Source organism: Candidatus Electronema sp. TJ, from assembly GCF_048287355.1.
In the GTDB taxonomy this organism is placed as follows: domain Bacteria; phylum Desulfobacterota; class Desulfobulbia; order Desulfobulbales; family Desulfobulbaceae; genus Electronema.
Map to the genome: position 1 here is coordinate 12,892 of NZ_JBLWEP010000015.1, position 12,453 is coordinate 25,344.

Consider the following 12,453-nt stretch of genomic DNA (forward strand, 5'->3'; position numbering starts at 1 on the left):
TGCCGCAGACCACGGTGCAGTTCGCGCCCAGCGTCGCGCCTTGCTTGATCAAAGTCTGGCGGTACTCGTTCTTGCGCGGGAACTCGCAGCGCGGATTATAGACATTGGTGAAGACCATGGACGGCCCGCAGAAGACATAATCCTCCAGCGTCACGCCCTCATAGACCGAGACGTTGTTCTGAATCTTGCAGCCCTTGCCGACTTTCGCTTTCGGGCCGATGACCACGTTCTGGCCGATGCTGCATTCCGGGCCGATTTCTGATCCGGCCAAGATGTGGCTGAAATGCCAAATTTTTGTGCCATGACCGATGACAGCGGCCTTGTCAATAATCGCGCTGGGATGGGCCTGCCAGTTTTTCTCCTCCGCCTGTTCGACCGCCACTGTCGCCCCGCTTTCCAAGGCCTGCTGACAGCGGTTGAGCACCTTAAGCACATTCAACCCTTCTTTGCCGTCGGTGTACGGCGGTTTGCGGCTGGCCATCGCGTCAAGGAAGGCCTGGCATTCGGCCCGCAGAGGCTCCCCTTCGGTCAAAGACACACGGTCCGCCTCGGCCTTGCGCGCCACCGGAATGTTGCCCGCCCACTCCACCGAATGCGGATAGAGCAGAAGCTTGTCCGGCCACGGCGCGGTGTCGTCAAAGACCGCCATCTTCTTATCACCAACCACCACTAATTTCTGCTCCTTGAAGGGATGCAGCCAAGAGACGAAGATATGCGCCCGCACGCCGCTGGCGAAGTTGAGCAGGCTGACGGTGGTGTCTGCAATCTTGCGGTGGAGGTAGTTGCCGCCTTGGGTTTGGATGGATTCTGGCATTTCGCCGAGCAGGCCAAGGATAACGGAAATATCATGCGGCGCGAACGACCAGAGGACATTCTCCTCCCGCCGCAGCTTGCCCAGGTTGAGCCGGTTGGAGTAGATGTACTGGATGCGGCCCAGCCCGCCCGCGTCAATCAGCTCCTTCAGCTTCAGCACTGCCGGATGATACCAGAGCAGATGGCCGACCATGAGAATGCGGCCCTGCTCTTCGGCCAGCGCGATCAGCTCCGCGCCCTCCTCCTCGCTCAGGCAGAGCGGCTTTTCAACATACACATCCTTGCCAGCCAGCAATGCCTCCCGCGCCAGCAGCGCATGTGAGACTGCCGGAGTGGCCAAGGCCACACCCTGCACCTCGCTGTCCGCCAGCACCTCGCTGAAAGACTGCGCCCCGACGGTGCCCGGATACAGCTCGTTGAATCTGCGCACAACCTCTTGGCTGATGTCGCAGACCGTGCGCAGCGCGCCGAGATTATAAAAATTGCGGACAAGATTTTTACCCCAGTAGCCGGTGCCGATCACGGCGATATGCTTGGCGAACATGCTGTCTGTTTTGGTCAGATGAAAACGATGACGATGATCGTGAAGGCGATGGCCACAGCGAAGTAAATCTCCGGCACGCCCAGCCAGTTGGGCGGCAGCCAGGCGATGAGCTTCAGGGCCGCCTCGCCTGCGGGCGTGCCCGGCTTGGGCGCGGCCATGTGCGTGGCTGAGAAAGGATAGCCCGCCGTGTGCAGGTAGTGCCAGATGGTGCCCACCAGCAGATAGCCGTTGCAGGCACCGAGGATTGATCCAAGCAGCCAGTCTTGCAGGCGGTCGCGGGGAGTGTTCAGTTTTGCCCCGGCCAGCTTGTGCACGCCAGGGATATGATACCCGGCAAGGGCGAAGGCGGTGAGCAGTATTGACCACAGGCAAAATTGCCCTGACGAGTCGCTGGAGGCCAGCATTCGGGAGACAGGATGGACATAGCTCTGGATGACCTGAATGATGAACAGGGCCAAGATGATGCTGAACATCACCAGCAGCTCCTTGCTCCAGCCGCGCAGCGAGCCGACCAAGGCGAAGATCAGGATGAAAATCCAAAAAATGACGCTGAAGCTGATCACCGGCGTTCTCCCGCTGTAAGTTGCTCAGCCCCGGAGCAGCACCGGCTTGAAGAGATGCTCTTCCATGTGCTGAATCTCGTCAATGCCGGAAATGACAATCTCCGGGTCGGTTTGCAGCTGTTCCGCCGCAATTTTTTCCGGGTAGTCTATATGGGCCAATATGTGTTTCATGCAGTTGAGCCGCGCCTTCTTTTTGTTGTCCGAGCGGATGATCGTCCACGGGCTGAGGCTGCGGTTCGACTCATTCAGCATCTGGAATTTTTTGACGCTGTACTGATCCCAGTGCTGCTGGGCAAGGTTGTCTATCGGCGAGAGCTTGTACTGCTTGAGCAGATCGGTCTTTCTCGCCTCAAAACGGCGGGCCTGCTCCTCTTTGGAAACGGAGAAGTAGAATTTGAAGAGGATCATGCCGTCTTTGACCAGCATTTGCTCGAACAGCGGCACATCTTTCAGAAAACGCTTGTGCTGCTCATCGGTGCAGAAGCCCATCACCGGCTCAACCATCGCCCGGTTGTACCACGAACGGTCAAAGAGCACCAGCTCGCCCGCCGCAGGCAGGTGCGAGACATAGCGCTGGAAATACCACTGCGTCACTTCGGTGTCGCTGGGCTTGGACAGGGCGACCACGCGGGTGGTGCGCGGATTGAGGAATTCATTGATCCGCTTGATGGTTCCGCCTTTGCCCGCCGCGTCGCGGCCCTCAAAAATCGCCAGCACTCTCATGCCGACAGCCTTGATGTGGAGCTGGAGCTTCATCAGTTCAATCTGGAGGGTCTTCAGCTCGGTCTCATATTCCAGCGTTTCTTCGTCTATCCAGACGGCGCGGCGGTCTTTTTTCTCCTTCTTCTTGATATTTTTAGCCGCAGTTCCTTCATGGAGGCGCACTGGCTCGCTCGTTTTATCCTTGTCTTTGTCGGCTTTCTCGATTTTTTTCTCATCAGCTGTCATAAACAGACTCCCGTGTTTGAGAGAAACAGGAGTTACGCACCTGAAAACAGAAGTTTAATTATTGCAGCAGATTGATCCCTGCCGCATAAGTCGCCGGCTCCATAAGAATCAACTGGCTGCAAAACCAACTGCGCAACTCCTATAAAAAAAACATTTGGCAGAATTGTAGCATATCTGCCGCCGGAGCGAAACAGTTCCTTCGGTAAATTTTGCGGTCAAGGCGGATGCTACAGCTGGAGCATCATAAAATGATTCCCTTGCCCTGCGCCAGATTGTCCATCCCGCAGGGGCAGCCCCCTGTGTCCGCCCTGGAATGAGGAGGGCAGGCGCAGGAGCCTGCCCCTGCGGCGCAAAGGCTACAGGAGAACCATGTCATGCTGCTCCGGCAATACATGCGTGACACATGCCGTTTGTTTTGCGAATCAAAAAGGCAGGCCTTTTGCGAATCAAAAGGCCTGCCTTTTGGGAATCAAAAGCCACCCATTTTGGGAATCAAAAGCCACCCATTTTGGGAATCAAAAGCCACCCATTTTGGGAATCAAAAGGGATCCCTTTTGAGAGTCAAAATGGCACCATTTTGCATGTCAAAAGGGATCCCTTTTATTTAATATGGTGAAAGACATGCCGCCTGTTTCAGACATCGGGGCAGGGGCCTGCCCCTGCGGCGCAAAGCTTGCAGGAGAAACATGTTATGCTGCTCCAGCTGCAGTCATTTTACACCGCTTTAGCTATAACACTCTGTACAGAACTGCCGCGTTGTGCTAAGATGAGCGCATCTTGTGAGCGCAGGCAGAAAAAATAGAAAAATTTAGGTGTTGCATGAAGGTTAAAGGATTTTATGCCGCTGCGGTGCAGGCTGGCATTCGTTACAAAGACAGGCTGGATCTTGGCCTGCTGTATTCTCATATTCCGGCGGCAGTTGGAGCGGTTTTCACCCGCAGCGTGGTCAAGGCCGCGCCGGTGCTCTTAGGCATGGAGCGGCTGCGCGCCGGCAAGGCGCAGGCGATTGTTGTCAACAGCGGCAACGCCAATGCCTGCACCGGCGAGGAAGGAATGCGCATGGCCCGCTCCGTGGGTGCGCTGGCGGCCCATGCCTTGAAAATTGACGAGGAGCTGGTGCAGGTGGCCTCCACCGGCGTGATCGGCGCACAGCTTGATCTCACCCCCTTTGCCGCAGCCATGCCAAAACTGGCGGACAGCCTGTCTGAGGATGGCTTTGACGAATTGGCACGGGCGATCATGACCACGGACACCGTGCCAAAGATCGCTTCGGCCACAATCAGCATTGACGGCGCGGAGGTCAATCTGCTCGCCTGCGCCAAAGGGGCAGGGATGATCATGCCGAACATGGCGACCATGCTCTGCTTCGCCATCACCGACGCGAACATCGACCAGCCTGCATTGCAACAAGCGGTCAGCAGCGGGGCCGATCTGTCCTTCAACCGGATCACCGTGGACGGCGACACCTCGACCAACGACACCGTGCTCTGCTTGGCCAACGGCGCGGCAGGCAATCCGCTGATTGACGAGAGCCGCCCGGAGCAGCTCGCCCTTTTCACTGCGGCTTTGCACGGTATCTTTAAAGACCTTGCGCGGCAGATCGTCCGCGATGGCGAGGGCGCAACCAAATTAGTGACAATCCGCATTGAAGGCGCGGCGACGCAGGAGGACGCAGTCAACGCCGCCCGCACCATCGCCAATTCGCCTTTGGTGAAAACCGCTTTTTTCGGCGAAGATGCGAACTGGGGCCGGATCATCGCCGCCTTGGGTCGCTCCGGGGCTAAATTCCAGCCGGAGCGGGTGGCCATCGCCTTTGATGATGCGCTCTTGGTGGAATACGGCTTCGGCCTTGGCAAAGAGGCGGAGGCAGCCGCCACCCAAGTATTGAAGAACAAGGAATTCACAGTCACCGTCGGCCTCGGCGCAGGCGCGGCCTCAATCGAGATGCTGACCTGCGACCTGAGCTGCGACTACGTCAAGATCAACGCCAACTACCGTTCCTGAGCGCCCCGCCGCATGATCAACCCGGGCCAAGCTGACCAGAACTTTCCGGGAGTGTCCCTGCCCTCGTTCCTCCAGCTGCTGGAGCATGAGCGCAACAGCTGCACGCTCACGGTCACGTCCGGGGGAAAAAGCGGCTGCTTCTTTTTCAAAGAAGGGCGGCTGATTGACGCGGCCTGCGAAGGCGAAGCGGGCATAGCGGCAGTGCGCCGCCTTCTGGCGATGGAGGCACCCGCCTTCCGGATCATTGCGCCGGAAGACCGGATGGAGCGCATCACCCAGCCTTTGGCCCGCATCCTCTTGCACGGCCCGGCGGCGGAAAGCTGCTGTTCCTCCGGCCTGCCCCTTCCCGGCGGCGAGGCAGCCATCGCCGAGACAGTGAAGGAGCATCCGCTGCTGCGGCGGCTGATTGCGGCAATTATGGAACTCCCTGCGGTCAGGCACTATTACTTGCTCAACCAGAAGGGTAAAATGATCGCCCGCTCGTCTGACAACCGCCAGCTCTGCAACTTCATCACCTACGCCGTGATGAGCAGCCTGCAGATGCGGCAACACCTCGGCTGCGAGGTCAAAGGGCCGCAGAGCATTCAACTGGTCTTAGGCACAGGAGAGCTGCTGCTGATTCTGCCCGGCATCGGACTGGTTGTCACCTTGCTTTTGGACGGTCAAGCTGCAACGCAGGCCGTGACAGACCGAATCCGCGCCGCTCTCCGTCCGCCGAAAAAGGTCAGCGGGTGAGGTCATGCAGCATCTCATTGACCAGATTTCTGCTTTGCCGGGCGTGAGAGGGGTCTGCATTTTCGACAAGAAAGACGGCGTGCTGTGCGGCGGCACCCGCGAAAAGCTGGCCGATGGCCTCCAGCAGGCGGCAGGAACGCATCTGCTCCGTCTGTTTCAGCTTGGGGCGATGAGCGGTATTGACATCAGAACCGCCAAATTCTTCTTTGACCGCTATGTGGTGATCGGTCTGCCCTTTCAGGTCGGCTCGGCGCTGCTGGCCCTGTGCAGCCCGGAAGCAGACTGCCCGGCAGTGGCTGATGCTGTCCTGCGGCTGACGATGAAGATGGGCAGCGCGCCGATTATCCCTGCCGCTGCTCCAGCCGAGGAAAATCAGGCTGCGCCGGAGACCATGCCAGAGCCGGAGCTGTTTCCTGCCCAGCTGCAAGCCATGCTCTGCCGGATTGAGCAGGCACTGGCCGGAGCCATCGGTCCTGTTGCAGGAATGGTCATGCAGGATTATATTGACCGCTGGCGGCAGAACGGTCCGGCGGTGCCTTCCCGAATGGCTGAACTGACCAATATGCTGACGGAGGAGATCGGAGACCCGGAGGCTGCGCAGGATTTTGTTGCCAAGATTGAGAAAATTATTTGACAGCCCGCTGCAACTTTTTCCGTTCGCGTTCCTGTTTCCAATGCGCACCGCCAGGCTTCTGACCGCTGCTCTTCTTCTTCTTCTGCCAATGCCCTGCGCAGCTGCATCCTGTTTGTCCGGGGACTGCCGTAACGGCAGCGGCAAGCTGGAGGGCGAAGACGGCAGGCTTTACGATGGGGAGTTCAAACACGGTTTCCTTTGGGGCCGGGGCACGCTAACCATGCCGGATGGACTGCGCTATGTCGGCGAGTTCGTCAAAGGCCGCTATCATGGCAAGGGGCATCTGAAAAGCCCGGACGGACGCGTTTATCAAGGCGAGTTTGAAAGCGGAGTGATCAACGGGCGCGGCGGCCTGACCGAGGCGGATGGCCGCCGCTATGTCGGCGATTTCATCATGGGCCGTTTTCACGGCCAAGGTGTGCTGACGTGGCCGGACGGGCGGAAATACGCAGGCAGCTTCCGTGACGGCCTTCCGCATGGCCAAGGCAAAATGAGCCTGCCGGACGGCGGCTTTTATGAAGGCCAGTTCGAGCAGGGCAAGCCGGTCGGCGAGCTGCTCCGCCGCTATCCAGACGGCAGCGTCTACAAAGGCGGTTTCGACGGCCAAGCCCGCGAGGGCTACGGTGTGCTTCAGCTGCCGGACAGCAGCCGCTATGAAGGTTTTTTTCACAACGACCAATATGAGGGCAAGGGCAAGCTGCGCACCGCCGATGGCAAAGTGGCCGAAGGGGAATTCCGCCAAGGCAAGTTGATCAGCGGCGGCAAGGCAAAACTTGATACTGTGCCAGCCATCAATATCACCCCGCTGAAGGCGGTGGAGCACAGTCTGCCTGAGGCAGTCCCGTCGGCTCAACCTCTATCGGCGGAAATGCAAGTTCCTCCTCCGGCGGCGGCTGTCTCCGGTGCTCAATCCGTTTTTATCAGCGGCATCCTCCATGAGGCAGACGGCAAGAGGCTCTTCAACGGTCAAACTAACGTCCAGCTGCCAGACGGCTCTTCCTATCAGGGCGAGTTCAAGAACGGCAGGACGCATGGCTGGGGCACGCTCCAGCTGCCGGACGGCGAGGTCTATGAAGGCGATTTTGTCGGGGGCAAATTCCATGGCAAAGGCACCTATGTTTTTGCCGATGGCAGGCAGTACACCGGTTCGTTCCACCAGGGCGAGCGCGAGGGGCACGGTCTCCTGACCTATCAGGACGGCTCCTCCTACGAGGGTGATTTTGCCAAAGGCGTGTTTGAAGGCAAAGGTTCTTATATTTTCCCGGATGGCAGCAAATATGTCGGCCAATTCTCCGGCGGCTATTTTGCCGGGCAGGGCACACTGGCCTACAAGAACGGCAAAAAATACACCGGCGAGTTCGCTCATGATTTGCCTAATGGCCACGGCAGCTTGACCGACACGGACGGCAGCGTCTACAAAGGCATGTTCAAGGCGGGCAAGCGGAACGGCGAAGGAAGCATCACCTATCCGGGCGGGCGGACAGTCAAGGGTATTTTCAAAAACGACGAACTGATCAAGCAATAGGACAACGGCTGTGGCGCAATGGCAATACAAAACCCTTCTTGTGGAGTTTCAGAAGGACGGGCTGCTGGGCGAGAAATACATTGACGAGGACGAGACTGAGGCTGTCCTCAACGAGGAAGGCCGACGGGGCTGGGAGCTGGTGACGGCAAGTCTGACCCCGGAGGGGATGATGTTTTTCTGCAAAAAGGAGCTGCCGCCCGGCAGCCAGCAGGCGGAGACTGCGGAAGATGAACCAGAAACTGTGGAAGCGGAGGAAGCTCCGGATGACGGTGCTCTTGGCAGCATCAGGATATTCTGAGCCGGGCTGATGACCGCCTACATCCTCAAGCGCATCCTGCTTATGATTCCGACTTTGTTCGGGATCATGCTGATTACATTCGCCATCACCCAGTTTGTTCCTGGCGGGCCGGTGGAGAAAATGGTCGCTCAGCTGGAGCGGCACGGCAGCGAGGCGGTCAGCGGCGGAGGCAGCATCTATCAGGGCAAACAGGGCCTTGATCCGCAGCGCATCGAGCAGCTCCGCAAGCTCTACGGCTTTGACAAGCCGCCGGTGCAGCGTTTTTTCAGCATGATGGCCTCGTATTTGCTCTTTGACTTCGGTCAGTCGTACTATCATCAGAAAGGCGTGGCTGAATTAGTCATCTCCAAGCTGCCGGTTTCAATGTCCCTTGGCCTCTGGTCTTTTCTGATTGTCTATTCGGTCTGCATTCCGCTCGGCATCCGCAAGGCGGTGCGGGACGGCTCCCGTTTTGATGTGGCCACCAGCACAATCATTCTGGTCGGCTACGCTGTCCCCGGCTTTGTTCTTGGCCTCGCGCTGATTGTCCTTTTTGGCGGCGGCAGTTTCTGGAATATTTTCCCTCTGCGCGGTTTGGTCTCGGACAACTGGAAAGAGTTGAGCACGGTCGGCAAAATACTCGATTATCTCTGGCACATGGTGCTGCCAATCACAGCCTCCGCTGTGGGCAGCTTGGCGGTGATGACCCTGCTGACGAAGAACTCCTTTCTGGAGGAAATCCGCAAGCAGTACGTGCTCACCGCCCGCGCCAAAGGGTTGAGCGAAAGCCAAGTGCTCTACGGCCATGTCTTCCGCAACGCCATCATCCCGATCATCACCGGTTTTCCCGGCTCCTTCATCACCGCCTTTTTTACTGGCAGCCTGCTGATCGAGACCATCTTTTCTTTGGACGGCATGGGCCTTTTAGCCTATGAGTCGGTGCTGAACCGTGACTACCCAGTGGTTCTGGGCACTCTCTATTTCTTCACTGTCCTCGGCCTGATCTCCCGGCTGCTCTCCGACCTGAGCTATGTCTGGGTGGATCCAAGGATCAGCTTTGCCAAGCTGGAGTAGGCGATGCAAAAACAGTCCCTGTCTCGGCGGCGAAGGCAGAATTTCAAGAAGAACCGGCGCGGCTTCTACAGCCTGATCCTGTTCAGCCTGCTTTTTGTCCTCTCGCTCTTCGCCGAGGTCTTCAGCAACGACAAACCCTTCCTTATTCACTACGAAGGGCAGTGGTATTTTCCGCTCTTCAAAAGCTACCCGGAGACCGCGTTCGGCGGCGATTTTGAGACCGAGGCTGACTACCGCGACCCGTATCTTTTGGAAAAACTGAACGCGCCGGGAAACAAAGTTTTTTTCCCGCTCAATCCGCACAGCAGCACCTCAATAAACCTTGATCTGGGTGAGGCCATGCCCGCGCCGCCGAGCGAGACGCATTTGCTCGGCACTGACGACCGGGGCCGCGATGTGCTGGCCCGCCTGATCTACGGCTTCCGGCTTTCAGTGCTCTTCGGGTTTGCCCTGACCTTGATCGGCACACTGAGCGGCATCATCGCCGGGGCGGTGCAGGGTTATTTCGGCGGGCGCACTGACCTAATTTTTCAGCGCTTTATCGAAATCTGGAGTGCGATGCCGGAGCTGTACCTGCTGATCATCTTCGCCTCAATCTTCAAGCCCAGCGTCCTGCTCTTGCTGATTCTGCTCTCGCTTTTCGGCTGGATGGGCTTGGCCGATTATGTGCGGGCCGAGTTTCTCAAAGGCCGCACCCTCGATTACGTCAAAGCGGCCAAGGCCCTTGGTGTGAGCAATCTGACCATCATGCGCCGCCACCTGCTGCCGAACAGCATGACCCCGGTGATCACCTTTCTGCCCTTCCGCATGTCCGGGGCAATTCTGGCCCTGACCAGCCTCGATTTCCTTGGTCTTGGCGTGCCGCCGGACACCCCCAGCCTCGGCGAGCTGCTGGCCCAAGGCAAGGCGAACATTGAGGCGTGGTGGCTTTCCCTCTCAACCTTCATCGTGCTGGTCGGCACATTGATTTTGTTGATTTTTATTGGCGAGGCCCTGCGGGAAGCCTTTGACCCGCGCAAACAGTGAACCCGCGCAGAACAGAATGTGCGCCGTGTTCTCCAATATTCAGTTGGAACCTGAGAAGCTACTATGACAACTCAGTCTGAAAAACGGCGGCATCACCGGATCATCTTCAAAGATCCGAAAAAAATCGCCGCGCTTATCTCTCCTTTTGACTACGAGGAGCCAGAAGAAGCTGTGCCCTCAGCCATTCTCAACATGAGCGAGGGCGGCATTCAAATTTCTGTTGAACGCAGCCTGCTGGATGGAATCTGCTGCGGGCGGAAAATCCTGCTCCACTGCATCAGCGGTCTGCCCGGTCTGCTGGCCTTTGCCGATGTGCCCATGCAAGTGATCTGGGTCATGGACAACGAGCACCTTGACCACGTCCTCGTCGGCGCAGCATTCGGCAACTTGTCGGAGGAGCAGGAGACAAGCCTGCGCTCTTTTGTCGATGCCTGCATGCAGGCGGCTTAGTCCACGTTTCTTGTGCCTGCGCAGTCAGGAAAGGCCGCGCAGCCCCAGAAGCTCAGGCCCGCAGTTTTGCCTTTTTTCGCCTTGCGCAGCACCATCGCGCCGCCGCAGAGCGGGCAAGACAGCGGGCGGGCTGTGGCGATAGCCCGCACATGCTGGACATGCCTGCGCCGGTTGCGGAAACTGTCCTTCAGTCGGACAGCCTGCACCGCCTTGGCGATGATCTCCGTCTGCGCCGCGCTGAACAGCCGCTTGTTCCGGGTGTTGATGAAGGCGGTCAGCCCTTCGAGATCAACCACATTGTCCGGCATCGGAGCCCTGAAAGAACAGCTGCCGACAAAGACTGCCACTGAAAAAATCTGCTGCTCAGGAATGCCAAGCAGTTCATGCAGCGTTTTTGTGTGTTTGTAATTCTGCCGCAAGGGATTCTGGAAGCTGCGCCTTCGTCCGTCGATTTCCTGCGTCCAGTCCCTGTCCTGTGCGCTGCCGGAGATCATCCCTTGCATGTTTTTGGTCTCAATGACAAAAACACCCTGCGGCGAGATCAGCACATGGTCAAGCTGGGTGCTGCCGTCCTTGGTCGGCAGCAGAAGGTTGCTGAACAGCCAGCAGTCTGGCGGCCCGACGAACTGCCTTTGCAGGGCGGAATGCACCCGCCGTTCACCGAGCCAGCCTTTGAACTTGCGGGAGCGGAACAGCCTGACCAGCAGGACAGCGGGCAGCAGCAGCCAGAAGACTTTGATCAGCCCGACAGCGAATTGGAGAAGAGCGGCGGTCATGCTGTGGTTTGTGTTGCGGTTTTCCTGCTCCGGCAGTATCCTGCCCTGTATGCCAAAACAAACGGAGGATGCCCATGAACGCCCCGCTCCCTGCGCCGAGACCAAAAACAGGTTTCACCCTCAAACAGGTATTGGCTGTCGCGGTCGGCGTGATGCTGCTCACTGCGGCAGGTGCGGCTTTGGCCGTGAAAATCTGGATTTTTCCTCAACCGTTCAAACCAGTGACGCTGGATGAGCAGGAGAAACAGCAGTTGGAGGAAAAACTGGAACGGCTGGAGGCGTTTTCCGTTTCGTCCGGCGGCAGCCCGCCGCAGGGGGATTTTGAGGAGGACGGGCGGCTCCGGCCTGAACGGTATTCTGAGGACGGAGCCAGCCGCGAGATCAGCTTCAGCGAGCGGGAGATCAACAGCCTGCTGGCAAAAAACACTGATCTGGCCGACAAGCTGGCTGTAGATTTCTCTGAAAATTTGATCAGCCTGCGTCTGCTGCTGCCGCTCGATCCTGATTTTCCGGTCATGGGCGGCAAAACTCTGCGTCTGCGGGCTGGGGCAGAGCTGTCGTACCGCGATGGGCGGCCTGTCGTCATACTGAAAGGGGTTTCGCTGATGGGTGTGCCGCTGCCTAACGCTTGGCTGGGCGGCTTGAAAAACATCGACCTTATGCAGGAGTTCAACGGCCAGCCCGGCTTCTGGCAGAGCTTAGGCGCAGGATTGGAGAGCATCAGCGTGCAGGACGACAAGATTTCGCTCAGGCTGCGGGAATAAGGCACGCAGCCTGTTTCGTCAGACCTCTTGCAGAAATCAACAAGCAGGTTGCAGCAGAGAGTGAACCGTGCGGCAGTGTTTGCAACCGTTGGCTGCTGTTCCTTTCTTGCCGGCCTGCAAACCAGTTCGGCTTGGCAAAAGAGCAATTCTGCCGACTCAGCAAAGAGCCGCGCTCGGCAGAAGAGGAGTTTGGCCAAGCAACAAAGAAGTCTTGCCGGGCAGCAAAGAGGTTTAGCCGACTAAGAAAGGTGTTGAAGTCGGCCAGACTCCTTTGCTGCTCAGCCGGAAAGCAGTTTGGCCAAGCCGGACTTCTTTCCGGC

At 58.1% G+C, this 12,453-nt stretch carries 13 protein-coding genes; 9 read left to right on the forward strand and 4 right to left on the reverse strand.

The window, feature by feature from the left end; translation table 11 throughout:
- From ACNKID_RS02235 to ppk2, 3 genes are all read right to left on the reverse strand, one after another.
- Positions 1 to 1,357 (reverse strand): Gfo/Idh/MocA family oxidoreductase (locus ACNKID_RS02235; RefSeq protein WP_417911801.1); only part of this gene is annotated, 1,357 nt, incomplete at its 3' end.
- A gap of 14 nt (positions 1,358 to 1,371) precedes the next feature.
- Entirely contained in the window at positions 1,372 to 1,920 is a 549-nt protein-coding gene (locus ACNKID_RS02240; RefSeq protein ID WP_417911802.1) for a CvpA family protein, read from the reverse strand.
- A 24-nt stretch (positions 1,921 to 1,944) separates the two neighbouring features.
- A complete protein-coding gene (ppk2, locus tag ACNKID_RS02245) occupies positions 1,945 to 2,868 on the reverse strand; it encodes a polyphosphate kinase 2 (protein ID WP_417911803.1) in 924 nt (307 codons plus the stop codon).
- 819 nt (positions 2,869 to 3,687) lie between these two features.
- Here ppk2 and argJ point away from each other — a divergent pair.
- The 8 genes from argJ (at position 3,688) to ACNKID_RS02285 (ending at position 10,593) form a co-directional block, all read left to right on the forward strand.
- Positions 3,688 to 4,872 carry a bifunctional glutamate N-acetyltransferase/amino-acid acetyltransferase ArgJ gene (gene argJ / locus ACNKID_RS02250; RefSeq protein WP_417911804.1) on the forward strand — a complete coding sequence of 395 codons (1,185 nt, stop codon included), beginning with the start codon at positions 3,688 to 3,690 and terminating at the stop codon, positions 4,870 to 4,872.
- A gap of 12 nt (positions 4,873 to 4,884) precedes the next feature.
- Complete coding sequence (locus ACNKID_RS02255; RefSeq protein ID WP_417911805.1) at positions 4,885 to 5,607, forward strand: DUF4388 domain-containing protein; 723 nt, start codon at positions 4,885 to 4,887, stop codon at positions 5,605 to 5,607.
- A 4-nt stretch (positions 5,608 to 5,611) separates the two neighbouring features.
- Positions 5,612 to 6,241 carry a hypothetical protein gene (locus ACNKID_RS02260; RefSeq protein WP_417911806.1) on the forward strand — a complete coding sequence of 210 codons (630 nt, stop codon included), beginning with the start codon at positions 5,612 to 5,614 and terminating at the stop codon, positions 6,239 to 6,241.
- 112 nt (positions 6,242 to 6,353) lie between these two features.
- Positions 6,354 to 7,766: an MORN repeat-containing protein gene (locus tag ACNKID_RS02265; RefSeq protein WP_417911807.1), complete on the forward strand. Its 1,413-nt coding sequence runs from the start codon at positions 6,354 to 6,356 to the stop codon at positions 7,764 to 7,766.
- A gap of 10 nt (positions 7,767 to 7,776) precedes the next feature.
- Positions 7,777 to 8,064, forward strand: coding sequence for a DUF4177 domain-containing protein (locus tag ACNKID_RS02270; protein WP_417911808.1), 288 nt, complete (start codon positions 7,777 to 7,779; stop codon positions 8,062 to 8,064).
- A gap of 9 nt (positions 8,065 to 8,073) precedes the next feature.
- Positions 8,074 to 9,117 (forward strand): microcin C ABC transporter permease YejB, encoded by a 1,044-nt coding sequence (locus ACNKID_RS02275; protein ID WP_417911809.1) that lies wholly within the window; start codon positions 8,074 to 8,076, stop codon positions 9,115 to 9,117.
- 3 nt (positions 9,118 to 9,120) lie between these two features.
- Positions 9,121 to 10,143 (forward strand): ABC transporter permease, encoded by a 1,023-nt coding sequence (locus tag ACNKID_RS02280; RefSeq protein ID WP_417911810.1) that lies wholly within the window; start codon positions 9,121 to 9,123, stop codon positions 10,141 to 10,143.
- A gap of 63 nt (positions 10,144 to 10,206) precedes the next feature.
- Entirely contained in the window at positions 10,207 to 10,593 is a 387-nt protein-coding gene (locus tag ACNKID_RS02285) for a PilZ domain-containing protein (protein WP_417911811.1), read from the forward strand.
- Here the strand turns inward: ACNKID_RS02285 and ACNKID_RS02290 are convergent.
- On the reverse strand, positions 10,590 to 11,369 hold the full coding sequence (locus ACNKID_RS02290; protein WP_417911812.1) for an NERD domain-containing protein: 780 nt from the start codon (positions 11,367 to 11,369) through the stop codon (positions 10,590 to 10,592). The two genes, ACNKID_RS02285 and ACNKID_RS02290, sit on opposite strands and share 4 nt — an antisense overlap.
- 74 nt (positions 11,370 to 11,443) lie before the next feature.
- Between ACNKID_RS02290 and ACNKID_RS02295 the strand changes: the two genes are divergently transcribed.
- On the forward strand, positions 11,444 to 12,133 hold the full coding sequence (locus tag ACNKID_RS02295) for an arginine N-succinyltransferase (protein ID WP_417911813.1): 690 nt from the start codon (positions 11,444 to 11,446) through the stop codon (positions 12,131 to 12,133).
- The last annotated feature ends 320 nt before the right edge of the window (positions 12,134 to 12,453 follow it).

Excerpts from the sequence above, each read along its gene's own strand:
- ppk2 (WP_417911803.1), bottom strand. The coding sequence starts at position 2,868 with ATGACAGCTGATGAGAAAAAAATCGAGAAAGCCGACAAAGACAAGGAT.
- argJ (WP_417911804.1), top strand. The coding sequence starts at position 3,688 with ATGAAGGTTAAAGGATTTTATGCCGCTGCGGTGCAGGCTGGCATTCGT.
- ACNKID_RS02255 (WP_417911805.1), top strand. The coding sequence starts at position 4,885 with ATGATCAACCCGGGCCAAGCTGACCAGAACTTTCCGGGAGTGTCCCTG.
- ACNKID_RS02260 (WP_417911806.1), top strand. The coding sequence starts at position 5,612 with ATGCAGCATCTCATTGACCAGATTTCTGCTTTGCCGGGCGTGAGAGGG.
- ACNKID_RS02275 (WP_417911809.1), top strand. The coding sequence starts at position 8,074 with ATGACCGCCTACATCCTCAAGCGCATCCTGCTTATGATTCCGACTTTG.
- ACNKID_RS02280 (WP_417911810.1), top strand. The coding sequence starts at position 9,121 with ATGCAAAAACAGTCCCTGTCTCGGCGGCGAAGGCAGAATTTCAAGAAG.
- ACNKID_RS02285 (WP_417911811.1), top strand. The coding sequence starts at position 10,207 with ATGACAACTCAGTCTGAAAAACGGCGGCATCACCGGATCATCTTCAAA.
- ACNKID_RS02290 (WP_417911812.1), bottom strand. The coding sequence starts at position 11,369 with ATGACCGCCGCTCTTCTCCAATTCGCTGTCGGGCTGATCAAAGTCTTC.
- ACNKID_RS02295 (WP_417911813.1), top strand. The coding sequence starts at position 11,444 with ATGAACGCCCCGCTCCCTGCGCCGAGACCAAAAACAGGTTTCACCCTC.